This is a genomic window from Xanthobacter versatilis, assembly GCF_043193975.1.
In the GTDB taxonomy this organism is placed as follows: domain Bacteria; phylum Pseudomonadota; class Alphaproteobacteria; order Rhizobiales; family Xanthobacteraceae; genus Xanthobacter; species Xanthobacter autotrophicus_E.
Map to the genome: position 1 here is coordinate 639,126 of NZ_JBAFVB010000001.1, position 20,587 is coordinate 659,712.

Genomic DNA, 20,587 nt, shown 5'->3' on the forward strand with positions numbered 1-20,587 from the left:
TCACTTCAGCGCGTTGCCGTTCAGCGTGTCGAACACGCCGCCACTCTTCTGCGAGCCGAGACTGTAGCCGGTGGTGATGCCAAGCGCGCTCGACATGGAGCCCTGCGGTGGCGGCTTGGCGGCACCGCCGCCGGGGGCGGCGCCACCATTGGCGGCGGCTTCGCAGATCTTGTTGCGAATCTCGACGGTCTTCTTGGCACCCTTAGTGGCGTTATCGACGGCCTGGGGCGGGATCTGGCACCAGTCCTTGTTGTCGCCCAGGAACTTCACCCACTTGCTCTCGGCGGTGGCATAGGCGCGGAACAGCGGGCACAGGGTCTGCGGGTCGGCCTTCTTCTTGATGGCGGCCTGCAGGGCCTTACCCTTTTCCTCCAGCTCCCCGCGCACGGAAGCGACATCGCTCTGGCAATCCGCCAAGGCGGCGCCTGTCGACAGCGCGGTCCCGACCAATATGGCCGACGTGGCGAATGCGAGCGTCAGTTTCTTCATGAGGCCGAGCCCCTCCTCATTCCACCCCTGCGGAACCTTGTGGTGATATACACAGCCCAAAGATGGGGCAATATCGGGGCGGACGGCGAACAGAGCCTATCATTCGTTCCCTAACGGAATTTTGCAGTCCGGCGTCGGAAGTCCTGTGGCAGCGCTTGACGTGCGGCCTGCGCATGGGTAGCTTCGCGCAACTTTTGAAAGGGACGGCGCCGACATGCGCAAGATCGTTATTCTTCTCGTAGGGTGGCGCGCCACTTTTTGTCCAGCCTGAGGGCTGCGGCAGACGAGGTGGCGCGTGACGAGGGGCCTTCGGGCCCCTTCGTCGTTTCTGAAGGGCCTCGGCCCTGAGGGCTTCGGCGTCCGGCACCGGCCGCCATTCGTGACCGAGATGCCGGCAAGGCCGGCGTTGATGCAGGATTTGCCGGCGTGAGCCCGGCGGGGCCGAAGGCGCCCCTGATGGAGTTGCAGACCATGAGCATCCAGATGACCGGCGCCGAAATGGTGATGCGCGCCTTCGCCGACCAGGGGGTCGAGCATTTCTTCGGCTATCCGGGCGGGGCGGTGCTGCCGATCTATGACGCGCTGTTCCAGCAGAACGCCATCGAGCACATCCTGGTGCGCCACGAGCAGGCCGCGGTCCATGCGGCGGAGGGCTATGCCCGCTCCTCCGGCAAGGTCGGCGTGGTGCTGGTCACCTCCGGCCCCGGCGCGACCAATGCGGTCACCGGCCTCACCGACGCGCTGATGGATTCGATTCCCCTCGTCTGCATCACCGGGCAGGTGGCGACCCACCTCATCGGCAATGACGCGTTCCAGGAATGCGACACGGTGGGCATCACCCGGCCCTGCACCAAGCACAATTACCTCGTGCGCGACGTGAACGACCTCGCACGCGTGCTGCACGAGGCCTTCTACGTGGCGCAGAACGGCCGGCCCGGCCCGGTGGTCGTCGACATCCCCAAGGATGTCCAGTTCGCCACCGGCACCTACATCGGCCGCGAGAACATCCAGCACAAGACCTACCGCCCCAAGCTGAAGGCCGAGGACGCGCAGATCTCCGCCGCGGTGGAGATGATCGCGGGCGCGAAGAAGCCCATCTTCTACACCGGCGGCGGCGTCATCAATTCCGGGCCGGAGGCGAGCCGCCTGCTGCGCGAGCTGGCGCGCCTCACCGGCGTGCCGGTCACCTCGACGCTGATGGGCCTTGGCGCCTTCCCGGCGGCGAACCGGCAGTGGCTGGGCATGCTGGGCATGCACGGCACCTATGAGGCCAACATGGCCATGCACGATTGCGACGTGATGGTCTGCATCGGCGCGCGCTTCGACGACCGCATCACCGGCCGCCTCGACGCCTTCGCGCCGGGCTCGAAGAAGATCCACATCGACATCGACCCCTCCTCCATCAACAAGAACGTGAAGGTGGACCTGCCCATCATCGGCGACTGCACCCGCGTGCTCGCCGACATGGTCGAGGCCTGGAACGCAAGGTCGCTGAAGATCGACCAGCCGGCGCTCGCCGCCTGGTGGACGCAGATCGAGCGCTGGCGCTCGCGCAACTGCCTCGCCTATCGCCCGTCCGACGAGATCATCAAGCCGCAGTTCGCCATCGAGCGGCTGTACGAGGCGACCAAGGACAAGGACGTCTACATCTCCACGGAAGTGGGCCAGCACCAGATGTGGGCGGCGCAGTTCTTCCGCTTCGAGGAGCCGAACCGCTGGATGACCTCCGGCGGCCTCGGCACCATGGGCTACGGCCTGCCCGCCGCCATCGGCGCGCAGAAGGCCCACCCGAACGCGCTGTGCATCGACATCGCGGGCGAGGCCTCCATCCTCATGAACATGCAGGAGATGTCCACGGCGGTGCAGTTCGACCTGCCGGTGAAGATCTTCATCCTCAACAACCGCTACATGGGCATGGTGCGCCAGTGGCAGGAACTGCTGCACGGCGGGCGCTATTCCCACTCCTATTCGGAAGCGCTGCCCGACTTCGTGAAGCTGGCCGACGCCTACGGCGGCGTGGGCATCCGCTGCGAGAAGCCCGGCGACCTCGACGCGGCGATCCAGGAGATGATCAACGTGAAGCGGCCGGTGATCTTCGACTGCATCGTGGACCAGCAGGAGAACTGCTTCCCCATGATCCCGTCGGGCCGCGCCCACAACGAGATGATCCTCGGCGACATGGCCATCGACCTCGACGATGCCATCACCGACGAGGGCAAGATGCTGGTCTGAGGCACGGTCGCGAGCGGGGCGGCACGCGCTGACACGCGCCGCTCTTGCCCCTCTCCCGCTCGCGGGGGAGGGCCGGGGAGGGGGCAGGTCCTGTTCGCCACGGCAAGTGGCTCGGCACCGTGCCTTGCCCCGCCATCCTCCCCGCCGACCCGGTTGCATCCGTCCCGGCCGCTGACAGCCCCCTCTGGCCCTCTCCGCTTGCGGGAGAGGGAATCCCGCCGACACCTTTCCTTCAGAGCCCCTTCCATGTCCCAATCCCCTGAGCCCATCGAGCGCCACACCCTCTCCGTCCTCGTCGACAACGAGCCGGGCGTGCTTGCGCGCGTCATCGGCCTGTTCTCCGGTCGCGGCTACAACATCGACAGCCTCACCGTGTCCGAGGTGAGCCACGAGGGGCGGCTGTCGCGCATCACCCTCGTCACCACCGGCACCCCCATGGTGATCGAGCAGATCAAAAACCAGCTCGACCGGCTGGTGCCGGTGCACCGGGTTCGCGATCTCACCGTGGAAGGCACGGCGCTGGAGCGCGAGCTGGCCATGGTGAAGGTGCGCGGCCTGGGCGAGGCCCGCGGCGAGGCGCTGCGCCTTGCCGAGGCGTTCCGCGCCCGGGTCATCGACGCCACCCGCGAGAGCTTCGTGTTCGAGATCACCGGCAAGTCCGACAAGATCGACCAGTTCGCCTGGCTCATGGAGCCCCTGGGCCTCGTGGAAGTGGCGCGCACCGGCGTGGTCGCCATCTCCCGCGGGCCGGAGGCCATGTAGGGCGGGATGTTCCCATTCATCATCTGAGGCAGCGCCTCGCGCCGGGGCAGGGCGGGAAAGCCGCCCTCCGGCGCGAACGGCTGTTCCCATTTCCCGCGATCCGGTGCAAAGGGACGCCCGGCGCGGATCACACCGACATTCAAGACAACGCCCATAAGGAGACAACGATGCGCGTTTACTACGATCGCGATGCCGACCTGAACCTGATCAAGGGCAAGAAGGTCGCCGTCGTCGGCTATGGCAGCCAGGGCCATGCCCATGCGCTCAACATGCGCGACTCGGGCGTGAAGGAGGTCGTGGTCGCCCTGCGTCCCGGCTCCGCCACCGCCAAGAAGGCCGAGGCCGAGGGCTTCAAGGTGATGAGCCCCGCCGACGCCGCCAAGTGGGCCGACGTGGTGATGATGCTCACCCCCGACGAGCTGCAGGGCGACATCTATCGCGAGAGCCTCGCCGACAACATGAAGCACGGCGCGGCGCTGCTGTTCGCCCACGGCCTCAACGTACATTTCAACCTCATCGAGCCGCGCCCCGACCTCGACGTGCTGATGGTGGCCCCCAAGGGCCCCGGCCACACCGTGCGCTCCGAATACCAGCGCGGCGGCGGCGTGCCGACCCTCATCGCCATCGCCCAGGACGCCTCGGGCAACGCCCATGACCTCGGCCTGTCCTACGCCTCCGCCATCGGCGGCGGCCGCGCCGGCGTCATCGAGACCACCTTCAAGGAAGAGTGCGAGACCGACCTGTTCGGCGAGCAGGTGGTGCTCTGCGGCGGCCTCGTGGAGCTGATCCGCGCCGGCTTCGAGACCCTGGTGGAAGCCGGCTACGCCCCGGAGATGGCCTATTTCGAGTGCCTCCACGAGGTGAAGCTCATCGTCGACCTCATCTATGAGGGCGGCATCGCCAACATGAACTATTCCATCTCCAACACCGCCGAGTATGGCGAATACGTCACCGGCCCCCGCATCATCACCCCCGAGACCAAGGCGGAGATGAAGCGCGTGCTCACCGACATCCAGACCGGCAAGTTCACCCGCGACTGGATGCTGGAGAACAAGGTGAACCAGGCCTCTTTCAAGGCCACCCGCGCCCGCGCCAACGCCCACCCCATCGAGGAAGTGGGCGAGAAGCTGCGCGCCATGATGCCCTGGATCAAGGCCAAGGCCCTCGTGGACAAGACCAAGAACTGAGGGGCCGCAAACGAGAGTCGTCGGCGACCGGCAGGTTAGGCGGCCTCCTGCGCTGTGCCTTCCTATGTCATTGAATGTACAGTGTTTGGATTTACTTTGTGCTGTCCTGCCGGTTCGGCCATTTCGGTGTAAGTTTATCCGAAGCAGCCGACAGGTGTTGTTCATGGGCGAAACCGACGATCTCGAATGGGATGACAGGAAGGACGAGGCGAACCGCGATGCGCGCGGTTTGCCTCTCCCCCTCGCGGCGTTTCTTTTCGATGGCCGCCCGCGCATAGACGACGTCTCGGTGAAATCGCCCGACGGAGAGGTCCGCTTTGAAACGTTGGCGGAGTACGACGGGCGCGTGCTATTCTGCGTCTGGAAATGGAATGGCGAGCGGCGCCGCATCATTTCCCTGAGGATCGCCCACCGGAGTGAACGCCGTGCCTACCAAGAAGCAATTGGAAGAGGCCGATCGTCTCGCAAAGACGATTGATTGGGCGAAGTTCGATGCCATGTCGGACGAGGAAATCCGCGCGCACTGGGCTTGGGACAAGGACATGACCTGGCCCACAGACGAGCAGCTCGCCGAGTTCGATCTCGTCATTCCTGCCAAAAGCCGGCGCAAGCCGCCGAAGGAAGCGGCCGAATAGGCTGGCGCGCCATTGCCCCACGCGCTGGCAGGTGCGGATGGCGGCAGCGCCCCGTGAGGCGACCGCCTTAAAGCTCTCCCCGCACCCCGATCCCCCGCCCGGGTTTCCCGCCTCACCGCGTCCCGTAGGCCATATAGCGGACGATGCACCAGACGCCGTCCGGATCGCGGCGGAAGACGTCGAGGCCCTGCTCCGCCCAGCTCTCGCCCTTGTCGGAACTTCCCAGCGTGGATGTCCAGGTGAGGCGCACCGCAGCCATGTCACCAGACACCAGGATGTCGTGGATGGCCACCGCGTAGGTGAGCCGGCTGTCCGGCTTTGCCAGCGCCGCTTTCAGGCGGGCACACACCGAGGCCTTGTCGCCCACCGGGGCGGTTTCCACGTCCGATTGCAGGTCGTCGGCGAAGAGGTCGCAGACGCGGCTGGCGTCGCCCGCATTGAACGCCTCGGCCCAGCCCGTGAGGCGGGCGCGGATCGCGGCGGCGTCGGAGGCCTGGGCGGCCTCGCCGGCTCCTGCGGTTCGCAACGGCATTGCCAAGGCCAGGGCAAGCGCCACCGAAGCGAGAGGCAGGGCGGCGTGGCGCGTCATGGGGCTCTCCATGCTGGCCCGATTCCAGGGGGCGCAGGCCCGTCCGGCTCAAGGTCGCGGCGAGGATAGCGTGGCCGCTGCCGGCCTCAATCCACGATCTGGGTCTGGATGGTGAGGATGTCGTAGGCCGGCGCTTCGGGCGGGTTGGCGTAGCGGCTGGTGAAGGCATCGGCGCCGCCATCCGCCGTGATGGCGCGGCGCGCGAGACCGCCGATTTCCCCGCCATAGACCTGGATGGCGATGGCGACCTCCGCTTCCGAGGCGTTGGCGATCTTCAGTCCGTCGCCGCCCTTGGGCGAGAAGGTTTCCACCGCCCCCGCCGCCAGTGCCTTCACCGGCGCGCGGGGCTCGGGAGCGGCGCCGTCCGGCAGGGCGAAGCGCTGGCGCTGGAGGGTACCGCGCAGCACGCCGCAAATCTCCCAGAACGGCTCCTGGCACAGGGGCAGGTCGGCGCCGCCCGACAGTACCGTGGCGACCACGGTGAAGCGCTCCATGCCGTCCGCGTAAAGCTGGTACTGGCGGAACGGTGCATCCCCGGCCGTGGCGAACACGCCCGGCAGCCAGTCGTCGGTGGCGACGAGGCGGCCCATGAGGTCGGCGCCAATCATGAGGATCTCGCGCGGGTCGTCCGCCAGCTCCACCATGGACTGGATGTCCCAGATGAAGCGCTTGAGGGCGGGCGGAACGGGTTCGGTCACGGGCGGGTCCTCGCGGCGGCTTCAGTGGTCGTGGTCATCGTGGTCGTGATCATGATCGTCATGGTCATGATCGTCATGGCCGGCCTTCGCGGCGGGGGCTTTCACCAGCGTGGCGGCCAGCACCGTGCCGGCGGCGAGGATGCCGTCGTCGTCGATGGCGTGGCCCAGGCTCGGCCGGCGCATGCTTTTCGCCGGCACGCCCAGCGCCTTCAGCCGCTCGCGGGTGGCGACCATCTGGTCGAAGGGAACGATTGAATCCTCCTCGCCATGGATCAGCAGCACCGGAGGCCGGGCGCGGATCTCGCCGGCCAGATCGTCCGCCTCCGGCAGCGCGCCGCAGAAGCCGATGATGAGGGCGGGAGAGGCGGCGCGGCGCAGCCCCACATGGAGCGCCAGCATGGCCCCCTGCGAGAAGCCCACCAGAGCAAGATGACTGTCGGGCAGTCGCCGCTCGGCCAGCATGCGGTCGAGAAAGGCGTCGAGCCACGGCCCGGCGGTGGCGAGGCCTTCGGAAATGGCTTCCGGCGTCATGGCGTCGGAGGCAAACCAGCGCCGGCCGCCGCCCTCGGCGGGGAAGGGGGCCTCGGCGGCGAGGAAGTCGGCCTTGGGCATTTCGGGCGCCCAGTTGAGGGCGAGGTCGATCACCTTCTGCCCGTCGGCGCCTTCTTCATGCAGCAGCACCACCAGCCATGCCGGCTTGCCGCAGGACAGGGCCGCGATCTTCGGCCCCGCGACGATGGGCAGGTCGATCGGCAGCTCGGTGCCGGCGGCGGGTGCGACGTGCGTGGTCATCCGCGCGCCCCCACGGATGCCTGGCGCAGGGCGGGCCAGACGGGATCGCACCGGTCGTTGTCACACGCGTGTCGGGTTCCGCACGCGCGCGGGCAGTCCGCGCGCCTGGTCGAATTTGCCTTCATCGCCAAGGCCATGGCCGGACCCACTCGCCATCGCGCCCCTGCCGCAGGGGCTCCATGACTGAGATCCAGCAAGAAATGGGCCGGTGATGGGCGTCAGACGATGGGTGCCTTGGCGCTCACCACCCCGCCCACCAGGTTGAGCCCCAGCAGGAATTCGGACGGCAGTTCGGTGCGGATCAGGGGCACACGCTCCACCGGCCGCGCCAGCGCCTCGGCCTGGGCCCGCCGCGCCGCCACGGCAGTGGCGATGTCCACCGCCGCGAAACGGAAGCTCGCGCCCGGGCGCAACTGGGCGAAGCTGCCGAGATCGGCGCCGATGACGGTGGCGATCTTGGGATAGCCGCCGGTGGGCGCGCGGTCGGCCATCTGCACGATGGGCAGGCCCTCGCCCGGCACCTGGATCGCGCCATGGGCGATGCCGTCGGAGACGATGTTGAAGCCGCCGGCGTGGGTCAGTGGCTCGCCTTCCAGCAGGTAGCCCATGCGGTCGCTGCGGCCGGAGAGGATCCAGGGCTGGGTGAGGAAGCGCTCCACCACCTCTGGCGCGAAGAAATCGTCCTGCGGGCCCAGCACCACGCGGACCACGTCGAGTGAGCGTTCCAGCCAGGGGGCGATGAGGCGGGAGGGGGCGGTGTGGCCGAGCTCCGCCCCCGCGCCCAGGGGCAGGCGGTCGCCGGCCTTCAGCGGGCCACCGTCGAGCCCGCCGAGGCCGGAGCGGGTATGGGTGGCGGTGGAGCCCAGCACCGGCGCGAGGGCGAAGCTGCCCGCCGCCGCCACATAGCACCAGGCGCCCGTGGGGCCGGCGCGCAGGGAGAGGGCGGCGCCCGGCTCCAGCGTCAACACCAGCGGGGTTTCCAGCTTCTGGCCGTCCAGCGCCACCGTGAAGGGCGCGCCGGCGATGGCAAGGGTCACCGGGCCGTCTTCGGCCGCGAGCGAGAGGCCGCCGAGCCCCACCTCGATGGCGCTGGCGCCGGGGGCATTGCCCACGGCGAGATTGGCGGTGGCGTGGGCGAGGGGGTCCATGGGGCCGGCCCCGGTGACGCCGAAGCGCAGGTAGCCGTGCCGGCCGCTGTCCTGGATGGTGGTGCCGGGACCGGCGGCGACGATGCGCAGGGCGGGAGTGCTCATGGCTGCGGCTCCCGGCGCGCCACCACTTCGCCTGCGGCCGCGCGGGCTTCCAGCGTGTCGAAGGTGGCGCGGTCGATGGGCTCGAACATGAGTTCGTCGCCCACGTCCAGCAGCACCGTCGGGGTGCGGGTGAGGGAGAACATGCGCTCCGGCGTGCGTCCGACCAGGAACCAGCCGGTGGGCATGGAGACGGTCGCGATGCTGGCGAGCCCGCCCGCCATCATCACCACGTTGGGCGGATGGGGCGGGCGCGGCTTCAAGCGGCGCGAGACCGTGGCGAACGCCTCCGGCAGGCCGCCCAGATAGCAGTAGCCGGGGGCGAAGCCGTACATGTAGAGCCGGTAGCGCGCGCCGGAATGCAGCCTCACCACCTCGTCCGGCGCAAGGCCGGTGGAGGCGGCGATGGTGGCGATGTCCTCGCCGAATTCGGGATCATAGCAGCAGGGGATGGTCCAGAGCGCGCCGTGCCGGGCCTCGGCAGGCGCTGCCTGCGCCAGCGCTGTCACCTCGGCGGCGAGCGTGGCGCGGTCGATCACCAGCGGGTCGTAGTGAATCATGAGCGAGCGATAGGTGGGCACGCTCTCGCGCACGCCGGGCAGGGCGCGCGCGGTGACGGCCGCATCAAGGGCCAGCACCCGGTCGTTGAGGACGGGGTCCACCACATCGCCGAACTCGGCGACGAGGGCGGTTTCCCCGGCATCCAGCAGGCGCGGGCCAGAATGGGCTGGCGCAGGACTTTCAGGCGAAGGGGACAATGGAAATGCCCTCGTCTTCGAGCCGTCGGCGCACCCGCCTCGCCGTCTCCACCGCATGGGCTGAATCGCCATGCACGCAGATGGAGCCGATCTCGGTGGGCAGCGGCGTGCCGGATGCGGTGATGATGGCACCGGCCTTCACCATGGCGACGACGCGCGCGGATGCCTCGTCCGGATCGGTGATGACCGCGCCGGGCTGGCCGCGCGGCACCAGTAGGCCGGCTTGCGTATAGGCGCGATCGGCGAAGATCTCGGCGATGGGGGTGAGTCCCGCCGCGCGGGTAGCCTCAGCCTGCGCGCCGAGCGGGCCGGCGAGAATGGGCAGGCTGCCATCCACCGCCTTCACCGCGCGGGCGATGGCGGCGGCGATTTCCGCGCTCTCCTCCGCCATGTTGGACAGGGCGCCGTGGGCCTTCACGTAAGCCACGCGATGGCCAGCATAGGCCGCCAGCCCCTGCGCGGCGCCGACCTGGTAGGCGACGAGGCGCTCGATCTCCCCCGTGGAGAAAGGAATGCGGCGCCGGCCGAAGCCCCACAGGTCCGGAAAGCCGGGATGGGCGCCGACGCTGACGCCCTTGGCCTTCGCCAGCGCGAACACGCGGGCCATGATCTCGGGGTCCCCCGCATGCAGGCCGCAGGCAAGGTTGGCCGAGGAGACGATGTCGAGCAGCGCCGCGTCGTCGGTGATGGCGTAGGCGCCGAAGCCCTCGCCGAGGTCGGAATTGAGGTCCACCTGCATGGTGCTTTCCCCTCAGGAATGGCTTGAGACTGACCGAATATGGCGTGCCGCGATCCCGGCATCAGGCTCGGACTTGCGCGGGGCGCCGCAGCGGGCCGTCACGGCCGGGACGCGCCCGGCCATGACGGTTTCATCGCCTGGCTTCCACCGCCGGACGCGCGGTCAGATGCCGAGATAGGCTTTGCGCACGTCCGGGTTCTCGCGCACCTCGGCGGCGGAGCCTTCGAGGATGACGCGGCCGGTCTGCAGCACATAGGCGCGGTCGGCGATTTCCAGGCTCTCCACCAGCCGCTGCTCCACCAGAAGGATGGTGACGCCGGTGTCGCGGATGGTCTTCACCGCGTCGAAGATCTCGTCCACGAGCTTGGGCATGATGCCCTGGGACGGCTCATCGAGCATCAGCAGGCGCGGACGGGTCATCAGCGCGCGGCCGATGGCGAGCATCTGCTGCTCGCCGCCGGAGAGCGTCGCCGCCTTCTGGGGCAGGCGCTCCTTGAGCCGCGGGAACAGGGTGAACACCTGCTCCAGCGGTGCCTCGCGGTCGGCCTTGTCGGCGTGCAGGTAGCTGCCGAGGCGCAGATTGTCCGCAACCGTCAGGCGCGGAAACAGGCGCTTGGCTTCCGGCACGTAGGCGATGCCCCGCGCGGTGATGAGGTGGCCCGCCAGTCCGTCGATCCGATCGCCGGCGAAGGTCACGGTGCCGCTCTTGGGCCGCTCCATGCCTGCGATGGACTTCAGGAGGGTGGACTTGCCCGCGCCGTTGGCGCCGGCCACCACCACGATCTCGCCCGCCTTCACGTCCACCGAGATGTCGGAGATGGCGATGAGGCCGTCATAGGCCGTGGTCAGGGATTTGACTTCAAGCAGCACGGTGGCGATCCCCGAGATAGGCGGTGATGACATCCTCGTTGCGGACGATGTCGGCGGGGCTGCCCTCGGCCAGAAGCTTGCCGAGGTTGAGCACGATGGCCCGGTCCACCAGCTGCATGACGATTTCCATCACGTGCTCCACCATCACCACGGTGATGCCGCGGGCGCGCACCTTGCGCACCAGGTCCATGCCGAGGCGTGCCTCGGACGGGGTGAGGCCGGTAAGCACCTCGTCCAGCAGCAGGAGCTTGGGTTCGGTGGCGATGGCGCGGGCCACCTCCAGCCGGCGCTTCTCCGGCGGGGTGAGCTGGCCGGCGGTGGCATCGGCGCGACCGTCGAGGCCCACATAGTCCAGCACCTCCAGCGCCGCGGCACGGGCGCGGGTGGCATTCGAGTTACGCACGAAGGCGCCGATCATCACGTTTTCGGCCACGCTCATGGAATCGAAGGAGCGGGGCACCTGGAAGGTGCGGGCGATGCCCAGCCGGCAGCGTTCGGCCGCCGGCATCTGGGTGATGTCCACGCCCTCGAACAGGATCGAGCCGGAGGTGGGCACCCGGGCCCCGGAGATGGCCGCGAACAGGGTGGACTTGCCCGCCCCGTTGGGACCGATTAGCCCCAGGATCTCGCCGCGCTTGATGGAGATGGAGACATCCGAGTTGGCCACCAGGCCGCCGAAGCGCTGGGTGACGCCGCGCGTCTCGAGCAGGATATCGGACGTCATGCCTTGCCTCCCGACTTGCGGGTGAAGAGGCTGAGCAGGCCCTCGGGCTTGGCCAGCGCCACCACCATGATCAGCGCGCCGTAGATGATGAGGTCGAGGCCGGAGCCCGACCCGCCGAGATAGGAGCGGGTGATCTCGGTGAGGGGGATGAGGATCGCCGCGCCGAGCGGGGCGCCCCACAGGGTGCCGATGCCGCCGAGCACCGCCGGCAGGGCGAAGAGCAGCGAGAAGCGGAAGCTCATCACGCTTTCGGGGTCGATGTAGGAGACGAAGGCCGCATAGAAGCCGCCGCCCACCGCGGTGAAGAAGGCCGACACCGCCGCCGCCGCAAGCTTGGAGCGGAACACTTCCACGCCCAGGCTCTCGGCCGCCTCCGGATCGTCCTTCACCGCGCGCCACCAGAAGCCCCAGCGGGAATTCTCGATGAGATAGGTGACGAGCCACACCACCACCAAAAGCCCGAGGGCGATGTAGAAATAGGGCACCTTGTCCCGGGCGAACTGGAGGGTCCAGAAGCTGTCGGTGCCGAACGGCCACTGGATGCCCAGGGCGCCGCCGACAAAGTCCCAGTTGTGGACCAGGACCAGGCCGATTTCCGCGATCACCAGGGTGGCGATGGCGAAGTAATGGCCCTTCAGCCGGAAGGTCATGAAGCCGAGGGCCACCGCGAGCGCCGCCGAGAGCAGGCCGCCCACCACCATGCCGAACCAGGGCACGATGTCGTAGTTCACGTAGAGCACGGACGCCGCATAGGCGCCGATGCCGAAGTAGAGGGCATGGCCCAGCGAGATCTGGCCGCAATAGCCGCCGAGGATGTTCCAGCTCTGCGACACCGCCGCATAGAGCAGGGTGAGGATGAGGACGTTTTGGAGATAAACGTCCCGGATGCCCAGCGGCAGGCAGGCCACGGCGGCGAACACCGCGGCCGCGACGACGAGTTGGCGCCGGCGCTTGGCGATGAAGGCATCGCCGCGCAGCTTGAGGGAGGTGAGGGTGCTGTCGGTCATCTTCACAGCTTTCCGAACAGGCCGCTCGGGCGGAAGAACACCACGGCGAGATAGAGGGCGTAGATGCCCACCGCCTTCATGGTCGGCGGCAGGATGAGGGCGGTGATGGCTTCCACCAGCCCCACGATGACGCCGGCCACCAGCGCGCCGAACACGCTGCCGAAGCCGCCCAGCGCCACCGTCACATAGGCGATGGTGCCGAAGGTCGCGCCGACCTGGGGATGGATGTAGTAGAAGATCGCCAGCACCGTGCCGGCGAGGCCCACCAGGGCCGCGCCGAGGCCCCAGCCCACCGCGAACACCTTGTTGCGGTTGATGCCCACCAGCGCCACCGCGCCCTGGTCCTCGCGGGTGGCTTCCAGCGCCTTGCCGAAGTCGGTCCGTGAGATCAGGGAGAGGGCGGCAAACGCCGCGATGGAGATGAGGCCGCCATAGATCTGCGGCCAGGGCAGGAAGATGCCGGCAAGGTCCAGCGTGTGCCCGCCGAGCCACGAGGTCTTGATGGACCGGTAGTCGGGGGTGAAGAAATACTGGGCGCCGCCCTGGATGAGGATGGCGAGGCCGAAGGTGGAGAAGATCTGCACCATGCCGGCATTCGCCTTGGTGCGCATGGCATAGCGCACCACCGCGACATAGACGAACGCGCCTACGCAGAACATGAGCCCCACCACCAAAGGTGCGACCACGATGGGATCGAGGGTCGTCCACAGGACGAGCCCGAACGTGGCGTACATGGCGATCATGAGGAATTCGCCGTGGGCGAAGTTCACCACATCCATGAGCCCGAAGATGAGCGAGAGGCCGACTGCGATGAGGGCATAGATGAGCCCCATCAGCAGGCCGCTCGCAAGCACCTGGATCAGCGCTTGCGCGGTCATTGTGTGTCCTTCCAGCCGGAACGTCAGCCGTTGATTCAGCCGTTCATGGGCCAGATGGGCGCGGCGATGGCCACGTCGTCGGGGAAGATGGTGACGAACTTGCTGCCGGTGTACTGCAGCAGAACCGGGCTCGCGTCGGGGTTCTGGCCTTCGTCGTTAAAGTGCACGCGCGCCCAGGGCATGATGGTGCGGGTGCCGGGAATGTCGGTGGCCACCAGCGCGTCGCGGATCTTGGTGCCGTCGGTGCTCTTGGCCCGGTCGATGGCGTCGGCGAGGATGACGAGGCCCATCAGCTCGCGGGACGAATTGTCGTTAAGGTCGCGCGAGGAGCGGGCCTTGTACATCTCGTTCACCTTGCCGATGAACGGGCGCTTGGCAGCCAGATCCAGCGAGAACGAGGCGCGGGAGATGGCGCCGATGAGCTTGTCGCCCACCGCGTCGAAGGTGACCTGCTCGGAGAAGCCGGAGGCCTGGGCGACGAGGTTCTTCGGCTTGTAGCCCAGCTCCGCCATGGTCTTCACCAGCAGGATGGCGTCGGTGGTGTAGGTGGACGGCATCAGCACGTCCGGATCGGCGCTTTTCAGCTGCTGGACCTCGGCGGAGAGCGAGGGCGAGTTGGACTTGTACTTGATGTCGGCGGCGATCTTGTAGCCGCGCTCGGTGGCCAGCTTACGCTGCACGTTGGACGAATCCACGCCGAAGATGGTGTCCTCGTAGAACAGGCCGACGCTGTCGATCTTCTTGCCCTTTTTCTTCTGGGCGTCGAAGAAGTCGAACATGGCGGCGGAGAACATCTCGTCCTGCGCGGCCGGGCGGAAGAAGAACTTCAGCTTCTTGCGCTGCAGGCTGGGGGAGGAGCTGTCCGCGCACAGGAACGGCACGCCGTAGCGCTCGGCCACCGCGCTCACGGTGGAGGACACCGCCGACTGGTAGCAGCCGATGAGGGCGGTCACCTTGTCCTGGGTGATGAGGCGCTCGGCCTCGGCGCGGCCCTTCTGCGGGTCGGCCTGGTGGTCGGCATAGACGAGGCGCACCTTGGCGCCGCCGAGGCCCGCAAGGCCGGCGGCCTTGGCGGTGGGCATGTCGAAGTCGAACGAGCCGTTGATGATTTCCGCGGCGGTCTCGAAGGCGTGGCGGGCATCGATGCCCACCTGGGCGCTCGGGCCGGACATGGCGTAGAGCACGCCGATGACCACTTCCGGCGCGCCCTGGGCGAAAGCTCGGGAAGCGGCGCCGGTGAGGCCGACGAGCGGCAGGGCGGAAGCGGCGAGAAGAAGCTCTCTGCGGTTCATGTGTGGTCCCCTCTGAAGGTCAGGATGTCTGGATCGGCATTTGTTGCAGTCTGCGCCGTTTTCGGCGTCAGTCCGAGCCTTGGCGCCCGGGAATGATCAAAGGATCGCGAACTCGGTATTGCGCCGGTCGGTGACCAGCATGCAGCCGGGCGCGTGGGTGATGGCGAAGGAGGGCTTGGCCTCGGCGATCACGGACTGGGGGGTGACGCCGCAGGCCCAGAACACCGGAAGCTCGTTGTCGAGCACTTCCACCGCGTCGCCATAGTCGGGCTTCATCAGGTCCTTGACGCCGATCAGCTCCGGCAGGCCCACATGCAGGGGGGCGCCGTGCACCTGGGGAAAGCGCGTGGTGATCTGTATGGCGCGGATGGCGTGGGCCGGCACCAGCGGACGCATGGACATGACCATGCGGCCCGAGAAGCGGCCCGCCGGCACGCACTGCACAGTGGTGCGGAACATGGGCACGCGCACATTGCGGTCCACATGGCGCAGGGGCAGGCCCTCGGCCATCAGCGCTTCCTCGAAGGACAGGGAGCAGCCGATGACGAAGGCGACCAGATCATCGCGCCAGTAGTCCGTCACGTCGGCGGTGTCGGCGATCACCTCGCCGTCCTGCCACACCCGGTAGCCGGGGAAGTCGGTGCGGATGTCGAGGTCCTCGCCCAGCACGGGCACCTTGAAGCTGCCGGGCTCCGACATGCCGATGACCGGGCAAGGGCGCGGATTGAAATGGCAGAAGCGCAGGAATTCCTCTGCCAGATCCTTGGGCAGCACGGCGAGGTTGCCCTGCACATAACCAGGCGCCATGCCGGCGGTGGGGCCGGTGAGCGCGCCGCTGCGGCAGGCCTGGCGCACCGCGAGCGGGGTCTGATAGGCGGCATAGGCGTCCGGCTGGGGCGCGACACGGAGGCTTGCTGTGCTGGCCATGGTGAGGCTCGTCCTGTTGATCGCCGTGGCGATTCGGGGCTGATCGGGTGTGGAGCGCGCCTGGCAGTGTGCCCATGGAATGAGCGCGCTCGATCCATGGGCATTATCTGGACAAACTAAGCACAAGGTCCAATGATGATTCAGGATTGTTTCGGATAAGGCGTACTTATAGTTGGCGCCAGCTCACGGTTTGAGGGCGAAACAGGCCTCTACCTCGACCGTCATTCCGCTGGGCAGGGAGGAGGCGCCGCTGGCGATGCGGGCATGCCGCCCCCGCTCACCGAACACGGCGCAGAACAGGTCGGACGCCCCGTTGATGACGCCGGGATGGCCCTCGAAGGTGTCCACGCAATGCACCAGCCCGGCCACGCGCACCACCTGCGCCACCCGGTCGAGGTCGCCGTCGCAGGCGGCCTTGAGCTGGGCGAGAAGGTTGAGGGCGCAGAGCTTTGCGGCCTCGTAGCCCTCCTCGGGCGTGCGCTCGGCGCCCACCTTGCCGGCATAGAGCAACTGGCCGTCGCGGCGCGGGCCCTGCCCGGAAATGAACACCAGGTCGCCCACCCGCACGAACGGCACATAGGTGCCGCGCGGGGTGCCGGCCTGCGGCAGGGTCAGGCCGAGGGCGGCGAGCTTGTCTTCCGCTTCAGTCATGTGTGTAGCCTCACTTCACCTGACGCCAGTCGCCCCGGTCGCCCTTCCAGTTGACGCTGTCCCCCAGGGTGCGCGCAACGGTGAGCTTCAGGGTGCGCACAAGGCCTTCCCACTCCTTTGCGGAAAGCCCGTCCACCGCCGGCTCGGGCGCCATGAACATGCCGTCCACACCGCCGAAGGCCACGCACTGCTCGATGGCGCGCACCTCCAGCTCCGGATCGTGGAACACCACCGGGTTTTCCAGCAGCGCCGAGAGCGCGGCCACAAGGCCGGTGGCCCCGAGGTTGGAGATGTTGGCCACCAGAAGGTGCCCCGCGGCAGTGGCCGCCGCCACCCCGCCACGGCCGGGAATGCCGCAGTCTGCCGCCTTGGGCGAGAAGGCGGGCAGGTCTTCGGCAATGACGCCCATGCCCAGTTCGTTGCCGCCGTCGCCGATGCCGATGAAGGGCAGGCCCATGGCCTTGCCGGTGCGGAACAGATAGTCGAGGTCGCCCACCATGCCGTCCAGCGGGCGCCCGCCGAGGCCGTGGTAGAGCCCGTTCGCATTGGCGCCCGGCCGCTCGATGGCGATGAGCAGTTGCGGGCGGGTGTGCTCCAGCAGTTCGTCGGCCACGGTACGGCAGCCTTCCGCATCCTTCGGCACGGTGCGGATATAGACCGGGCGCAGGAACGGCACGGGCCGGATGACGCCGTCGGCCGGGAAGGGCAGGGGGGCAAGCCCCGCGCCCCGGCAGGTGGCGGCCATCATCTCCGCCCAGTCCTCGTCGATGACGATGACGCTCTCCACCCCGAAGCCCAGGAACAGCGCCCGGGCGATGAGCGCCGCGCCCACCGGCCCGTCGGTCTCCGGCACGCCGCCGCCCTCGGGAAAGCCGGTGGCGATGAGGGCGGGGCCGCCCTTGGTGGTGAGGGTCGCGGCGATGATCTCCGCCGCCCCCATGGCGATGAAGCCCGGCTGCCGGCGCGCCAGCGCCGCCCGGATCGGCCCGATGAGGCCGACGCCGGTGAAATCAAGGCAGATGAAGTCGTCGATGGTGCGCGCCACCCGCGCATAAAGGGCCGTGTCCTTGGCGAGCATGGTGAACCCTGTGGGTTGGAAGCGAGAAGAAAGGGTTCAGGCGCCGATGCAGGCGGCGTAGGTGTCGGGGTCCACGTTGCCACCGGAGAGCACGACGCCCACGGTCTTGCCCTTGGCGTCCACCTTTCCCGCCAGCACGGCGGCGAGCGGGGTGACGCCGCCGGGCTCCACCACCAGCTTCAGCGTGTCATAGACGAGGCGCATGGCGGCCTTCACTTCGTCGTCGGTCACCGCCACGCCGCCCGCCAGCAGCGCGCGGTTGATGGGGAAGGTGAGCAGGCCGGGAGTGGGCACCATCAGGGCGTCGCACAGCGTCGTGGCGCCCGGCGCGTTGCGCTCCGGCTTGCCGGAGGCCAGCGAGCGGGCGGTGTCGTCGAAGCCGGCGGGCTCGGCGCTATAGACCAGGGTTGCCGGCGAGCGGGCCTTGAGGGCAGTGGCGGCGCCCGCCACCAGGCCGCCGCCGGAGCAGGCGAACAGGGCCATGTCGAGCTGCGCGCCGAGGGCTGCCGCCTGCTCGGCCAGTTCCAGGCCCACCGTGCCCTGGCCGGCGATGACGTGGGGGTCGTCATAAGGCGGGATGATGACGGCGCCGGTGCGGGCAGCGATCTCGGCGCCGATCTCCTCGCGCACTTCGGTGGCGCGATCATAGAGGCGCACGGTGCCGCCGAGCCGTTCGGCGCCCTCGATCTTGGCGCGCGGGGCGTCGGAGGGCATCAGGATGGTGGCTTTGATGCCGTGGCGCGCCGCCACCGCCGAGATGGCGAGGGCATGGTTGCCCGAGGACCAGGCGACGATGCCGCCGGCCCGCTCGGCGGCGCTCATCAGGGCCACGCGATTGGAAGCACCGCGGAACTTGAACGAGCCGGTATGCTGCAACATTTCCGGCTTGATGAGAATTCGTGCCCCGCAGGCCGCATTGATGGCCGCATTCTCGAAGAGCGGGGTGCGGATGACCTGCTCGGAAATACGATAATATGCTGCATCAACGTCAGCGATCGTGGCGGCGAATACATAAGCAGTGTCGGGAATGACGGAGAACAGCGCGGATTGGGATGACATGAGCGGGCCTCGGCGGGAGAGGTCGCCATGTCATCACGCTCCATGCATGCATACAAATTATGATCCTGTATGAACTTTAATCATGCCCGCTTATTGGCCAACTCCCCGGCCCGGTCCTCCCGCGCCACCTCTGCGGCGAGGGCGGCAAGCGGACCGGCGATGCCGCCGCCCATGGCCATGGGATAGCTGGCGGTGAAGGCGAGGTCCGGCAGGGCGACCTCGGTCTCAACCACCCGCAGCTTGCCGGCGGCCAGCTCCGCGCGGATCACGTCGGGGGGGATGACGCTGAGGCCGATATGGTCCTCGGTCATGCGGATGATGGTGGAGAGGGAGGAATTGCTGAACAGGCGCGGCGATCCGATATCCGGAATGCTCAGGACCTCGCGCAGGAAAGTATAGGGATAGGTGGATTTCGGATAGGTGATGAGCGGATACTTCAGAAGATCCCGCCGCGACAGGGGCTCGGCCGCAAGGGACAGGTCGCTGGCGGCGATGAAGGCCAGCGCATAGCTGCCGAGGTCGAGGTTGCTCATGTTGGGCTCGTTCACCGGGCCCAGCAGGAAGGCGAGGTCCAGCTCCCGCTTCACCAGCGCGTCGCGCATCACCGGCGACACGTCCACCGTGATGTCGATGAGCACGTTCGGATAAACCGCGTGGGCCCGCTCGATGAAGCGGGACAGCCAAGTCTGAACGATGGTCTCCGCAACTCCGAGGCGCACCACCCCGCGCATGGCCTCGGGGGTCGCCACCGCTTCCAGCATGGCGGAGCGCAGCCTGAGAAAGCGCTCGGCATAATCCACCAGCACCCGGCCCTTCTCGGTGAGGCTGATGGAGCGCGAGGACCGCTCGAACAGGCGTGTCCGCAACTCGGTCTCCAGCGCGGCGATGCGCTGGGATACGGCGGGCTGGGTGGTGTTCAGCCGCTCGGCCGCCTTGCTGAAGCTTTCCAGCTGCGACACCCAGTAGAAGATTTCAAGGCTGCGGAAATCGACCATCGAACGCGGTACGCCTTAAGAGGGGCCACAATTGTAGGCCGATGGGGGGCGCTGGCAATCGCGGCTTCCACCCTGCCGCGATCTGCCCCCGTCCGCCCACGGGAGATGGGCGACTGCGTTTCAGGTCACATGCGCCGCCGCGGCGGCAGCATCGCGCGAAGCATCACACTCGGAGCCCGTTCGGAAATTCAAAGGAGCTCAGGCGCAATCACCCCCGTCATACCCGGGACAAGCCCGGCCATGACGGTGATAGTGCGCCTGCGACGGCTGCAATCGCCCATCTGGGTGAATCTTCAAACCGTCTCTCAGGTGAGCGGCAGCACCATCAGCTCGGTCGCGATGGGGCGGGCCTTCACCCGCTGGTACCAGGCAAACAGGTGCGGGAAATCCGGGCGCTCGAGCCCGGTGCCGTCCAGGGGCAGGTTGAACCAGCGGTGGCAGGCGCTGGCCAGCGGGATGTCGGCCATGGTGAAGCGCTCGTCCACCAGGTAGGTGCGTGTCGCCAGCGCCCCGTCGGCCACCGCCAACGCGTCCTTCAGCTCGCCGAAGGCGCGGGTGATGACGATCATGTCGCGGGCTTCCGGCTTGGTGCGCACGATGCCGCGGAACACCGGCGAGAGCACGGGCGCCACCGCGCTCAGCTGGAAGTCCATCCAGTGGTCTGCGTCGGCGCGCAGGCGGGCGTCCTCGGGCATCAGGGTGCCCACGCCGTGGCGGGCGCACAGATAGCGCACGATGGCGTTGGATTCCCACAGCACGAAGCCGTCGTCCTCGATCACCGGAACCCGGCCGAAGGGGTTGAGGGCGCGGAAGGCCGGCGTGTCCACGAGGCCGAAGACGCCGCCGGCGTCGATGCGCTCGAACGGCACCGAAAGCTCCCGCGCGCACCACACCACCTTTTCCACGTTCACCGAGTTCAGCCGGCCCCAGATCTTCAACATCCCCGTCTCCTTTTCCCCGAACGGTTCGGGTGGC

23 protein-coding genes are annotated in these 20,587 nt (G+C 68.1%); 5 read left to right on the forward strand and 18 right to left on the reverse strand.

From position 1 onward, the window contains the following. Complete coding sequence (locus V5F66_RS02840) at positions 1-489, reverse strand: hypothetical protein (RefSeq protein ID WP_012113508.1); 489 nt, start codon at positions 487-489, stop codon at positions 1-3. Positions 490-960: 471 nt separating this feature from the next. Here V5F66_RS02840 and V5F66_RS02845 point away from each other — a divergent pair, with 471 nt between their 5' ends. The 5 genes from V5F66_RS02845 to V5F66_RS02865 all read left to right on the forward strand — a co-directional run bounded on the left by V5F66_RS02845 (position 961) and on the right by V5F66_RS02865 (position 5,305). Next, positions 961-2,721, forward strand: a complete 1,761-nt coding sequence (locus tag V5F66_RS02845) for an acetolactate synthase 3 large subunit (RefSeq protein ID WP_041576535.1) — start codon at positions 961-963, stop codon at positions 2,719-2,721. A 246-nt stretch (positions 2,722-2,967) separates the two neighbouring features. Beyond that, on the forward strand, positions 2,968-3,483 hold the full coding sequence (ilvN, locus tag V5F66_RS02850; protein ID WP_012113510.1) for an acetolactate synthase small subunit: 516 nt from the start codon (positions 2,968-2,970) through the stop codon (positions 3,481-3,483). 167 nt (positions 3,484-3,650) lie between these two features. Next, complete coding sequence (gene ilvC / locus V5F66_RS02855) at positions 3,651-4,670, forward strand: ketol-acid reductoisomerase (RefSeq protein WP_012113511.1); 1,020 nt, start codon at positions 3,651-3,653, stop codon at positions 4,668-4,670. 163 nt (positions 4,671-4,833) lie between these two features. After that, a complete protein-coding gene (locus V5F66_RS02860) occupies positions 4,834-5,148 on the forward strand; it encodes a BrnT family toxin (protein WP_394050004.1) in 315 nt (104 codons plus the stop codon). A gap of 19 nt (positions 5,149-5,167) precedes the next feature. Beyond that, positions 5,168-5,305 (forward strand): hypothetical protein, encoded by a 138-nt coding sequence (locus tag V5F66_RS02865; protein ID WP_374252652.1) that lies wholly within the window; start codon positions 5,168-5,170, stop codon positions 5,303-5,305. A 112-nt stretch (positions 5,306-5,417) separates the two neighbouring features. Here V5F66_RS02865 and V5F66_RS02870 read toward each other — a convergent pair whose 3' ends face one another. The 17 genes from V5F66_RS02870 to V5F66_RS02950 form a co-directional block, all read right to left on the reverse strand. Continuing rightward, entirely contained in the window at positions 5,418-5,894 is a 477-nt protein-coding gene (locus tag V5F66_RS02870; protein ID WP_394093187.1) for a YybH family protein, read from the reverse strand. Positions 5,895-5,980: 86 nt separating this feature from the next. Beyond that, positions 5,981-6,592, reverse strand: coding sequence for a cysteine dioxygenase family protein (locus tag V5F66_RS02875; RefSeq protein ID WP_394093188.1), 612 nt, complete (start codon positions 6,590-6,592; stop codon positions 5,981-5,983). 21 nt (positions 6,593-6,613) lie between these two features. Further along, the gene (locus tag V5F66_RS02880) at positions 6,614-7,384 is read right to left on the reverse strand and encodes an alpha/beta hydrolase (RefSeq protein ID WP_394093189.1); all 771 of its coding nucleotides are present in this window, start codon (positions 7,382-7,384) and stop codon (positions 6,614-6,616) included. Between the two features lie 218 nt (positions 7,385-7,602). Continuing rightward, a complete protein-coding gene (locus tag V5F66_RS02885) occupies positions 7,603-8,637 on the reverse strand; it encodes a 5-oxoprolinase subunit C family protein (RefSeq protein ID WP_394093190.1) in 1,035 nt (344 codons plus the stop codon). Continuing rightward, complete coding sequence (locus V5F66_RS02890; protein ID WP_394093191.1) at positions 8,634-9,392, reverse strand: 5-oxoprolinase subunit B family protein; 759 nt, start codon at positions 9,390-9,392, stop codon at positions 8,634-8,636. The genes V5F66_RS02885 and V5F66_RS02890 overlap by 4 nt, the downstream gene beginning before the upstream one ends. Beyond that, complete coding sequence (locus V5F66_RS02895; protein WP_394001868.1) at positions 9,376-10,131, reverse strand: LamB/YcsF family protein; 756 nt, start codon at positions 10,129-10,131, stop codon at positions 9,376-9,378. Before V5F66_RS02895 ends, V5F66_RS02890 begins: the two co-directional genes overlap by 17 nt. Positions 10,132-10,293: 162 nt before the next feature. After that, positions 10,294-11,034, reverse strand: coding sequence for an ABC transporter ATP-binding protein (locus V5F66_RS02900; protein ID WP_394006724.1), 741 nt, complete (start codon positions 11,032-11,034; stop codon positions 10,294-10,296). Further along, entirely contained in the window at positions 10,991-11,725 is a 735-nt protein-coding gene (locus tag V5F66_RS02905) for an ABC transporter ATP-binding protein (RefSeq protein WP_012113522.1), read from the reverse strand. The genes V5F66_RS02900 and V5F66_RS02905 overlap by 44 nt, the downstream gene beginning before the upstream one ends. Then, a complete protein-coding gene (locus V5F66_RS02910; RefSeq protein ID WP_012113523.1) occupies positions 11,722-12,732 on the reverse strand; it encodes a branched-chain amino acid ABC transporter permease in 1,011 nt (336 codons plus the stop codon). The genes V5F66_RS02905 and V5F66_RS02910 overlap by 4 nt, the downstream gene beginning before the upstream one ends. A gap of 2 nt (positions 12,733-12,734) precedes the next feature. Then, entirely contained in the window at positions 12,735-13,610 is an 876-nt protein-coding gene (locus V5F66_RS02915; protein WP_012113524.1) for a branched-chain amino acid ABC transporter permease, read from the reverse strand. A 35-nt stretch (positions 13,611-13,645) separates the two neighbouring features. Then, a complete protein-coding gene (locus V5F66_RS02920; RefSeq protein WP_012113525.1) occupies positions 13,646-14,902 on the reverse strand; it encodes an ABC transporter substrate-binding protein in 1,257 nt (418 codons plus the stop codon). Positions 14,903-14,998: 96 nt separating this feature from the next. Then, positions 14,999-15,829 (reverse strand): putative hydro-lyase, encoded by an 831-nt coding sequence (locus V5F66_RS02925; RefSeq protein ID WP_394002963.1) that lies wholly within the window; start codon positions 15,827-15,829, stop codon positions 14,999-15,001. A 183-nt stretch (positions 15,830-16,012) separates the two neighbouring features. Then, positions 16,013-16,480, reverse strand: coding sequence for a RidA family protein (locus V5F66_RS02930; protein ID WP_394002965.1), 468 nt, complete (start codon positions 16,478-16,480; stop codon positions 16,013-16,015). A 10-nt stretch (positions 16,481-16,490) separates the two neighbouring features. After that, a complete protein-coding gene (locus tag V5F66_RS02935) occupies positions 16,491-17,558 on the reverse strand; it encodes a DUF4392 domain-containing protein (protein WP_394049996.1) in 1,068 nt (355 codons plus the stop codon). Between the two features lie 36 nt (positions 17,559-17,594). Further along, positions 17,595-18,617 carry a threonine/serine dehydratase gene (locus V5F66_RS02940; RefSeq protein ID WP_394093192.1) on the reverse strand — a complete coding sequence of 341 codons (1,023 nt, stop codon included), beginning with the start codon at positions 18,615-18,617 and terminating at the stop codon, positions 17,595-17,597. A gap of 80 nt (positions 18,618-18,697) precedes the next feature. Continuing rightward, positions 18,698-19,612: a LysR family transcriptional regulator gene (locus V5F66_RS02945; protein WP_394049992.1), complete on the reverse strand. Its 915-nt coding sequence runs from the start codon at positions 19,610-19,612 to the stop codon at positions 18,698-18,700. Positions 19,613-19,917: 305 nt separating this feature from the next. Continuing rightward, positions 19,918-20,553, reverse strand: coding sequence for a glutathione S-transferase family protein (locus V5F66_RS02950; protein ID WP_394049990.1), 636 nt, complete (start codon positions 20,551-20,553; stop codon positions 19,918-19,920). Between the last annotated feature and the right edge of the window lie 34 nt (positions 20,554-20,587).

What these genes read in the sequence shown, in the direction of transcription:
- V5F66_RS02860 (WP_394050004.1), top strand. Translation starts at nt 4,834, where the DNA reads ATGGGCGAAACCGACGATCTCGAATGGGATGACAGGAAGGACGAGGCG.
- V5F66_RS02865 (WP_374252652.1), top strand. Translation starts at nt 5,168, where the DNA reads ATGTCGGACGAGGAAATCCGCGCGCACTGGGCTTGGGACAAGGACATG.
- V5F66_RS02870 (WP_394093187.1), bottom strand. Translation starts at nt 5,894, where the DNA reads ATGACGCGCCACGCCGCCCTGCCTCTCGCTTCGGTGGCGCTTGCCCTG.
- V5F66_RS02930 (WP_394002965.1), bottom strand. Translation starts at nt 16,480, where the DNA reads ATGACTGAAGCGGAAGACAAGCTCGCCGCCCTCGGCCTGACCCTGCCG.
- V5F66_RS02895 (WP_394001868.1), bottom strand. Translation starts at nt 10,131, where the DNA reads ATGCAGGTGGACCTCAATTCCGACCTCGGCGAGGGCTTCGGCGCCTAC.
- V5F66_RS02900 (WP_394006724.1), bottom strand. Translation starts at nt 11,034, where the DNA reads ATGTCATCACCGCCTATCTCGGGGATCGCCACCGTGCTGCTTGAAGTC.
- V5F66_RS02845 (WP_041576535.1), top strand. Translation starts at nt 961, where the DNA reads ATGAGCATCCAGATGACCGGCGCCGAAATGGTGATGCGCGCCTTCGCC.
- V5F66_RS02935 (WP_394049996.1), bottom strand. Translation starts at nt 17,558, where the DNA reads ATGCTCGCCAAGGACACGGCCCTTTATGCGCGGGTGGCGCGCACCATC.
- V5F66_RS02840 (WP_012113508.1), bottom strand. Translation starts at nt 489, where the DNA reads ATGAAGAAACTGACGCTCGCATTCGCCACGTCGGCCATATTGGTCGGG.
- V5F66_RS02915 (WP_012113524.1), bottom strand. Translation starts at nt 13,610, where the DNA reads ATGACCGCGCAAGCGCTGATCCAGGTGCTTGCGAGCGGCCTGCTGATG.
- V5F66_RS02885 (WP_394093190.1), bottom strand. Translation starts at nt 8,637, where the DNA reads ATGAGCACTCCCGCCCTGCGCATCGTCGCCGCCGGTCCCGGCACCACC.
- V5F66_RS02945 (WP_394049992.1), bottom strand. Translation starts at nt 19,612, where the DNA reads ATGGTCGATTTCCGCAGCCTTGAAATCTTCTACTGGGTGTCGCAGCTG.
- V5F66_RS02940 (WP_394093192.1), bottom strand. Translation starts at nt 18,617, where the DNA reads ATGTCATCCCAATCCGCGCTGTTCTCCGTCATTCCCGACACTGCTTAT.
- V5F66_RS02910 (WP_012113523.1), bottom strand. Translation starts at nt 12,732, where the DNA reads ATGACCGACAGCACCCTCACCTCCCTCAAGCTGCGCGGCGATGCCTTC.
- V5F66_RS02920 (WP_012113525.1), bottom strand. Translation starts at nt 14,902, where the DNA reads ATGAACCGCAGAGAGCTTCTTCTCGCCGCTTCCGCCCTGCCGCTCGTC.
- V5F66_RS02905 (WP_012113522.1), bottom strand. Translation starts at nt 11,725, where the DNA reads ATGACGTCCGATATCCTGCTCGAGACGCGCGGCGTCACCCAGCGCTTC.
- V5F66_RS02950 (WP_394049990.1), bottom strand. Translation starts at nt 20,553, where the DNA reads ATGTTGAAGATCTGGGGCCGGCTGAACTCGGTGAACGTGGAAAAGGTG.
- V5F66_RS02880 (WP_394093189.1), bottom strand. Translation starts at nt 7,384, where the DNA reads ATGACCACGCACGTCGCACCCGCCGCCGGCACCGAGCTGCCGATCGAC.
- ilvN (WP_012113510.1), top strand. Translation starts at nt 2,968, where the DNA reads ATGTCCCAATCCCCTGAGCCCATCGAGCGCCACACCCTCTCCGTCCTC.
- ilvC (WP_012113511.1), top strand. Translation starts at nt 3,651, where the DNA reads ATGCGCGTTTACTACGATCGCGATGCCGACCTGAACCTGATCAAGGGC.
- V5F66_RS02925 (WP_394002963.1), bottom strand. Translation starts at nt 15,829, where the DNA reads ATGGCCAGCACAGCAAGCCTCCGTGTCGCGCCCCAGCCGGACGCCTAT.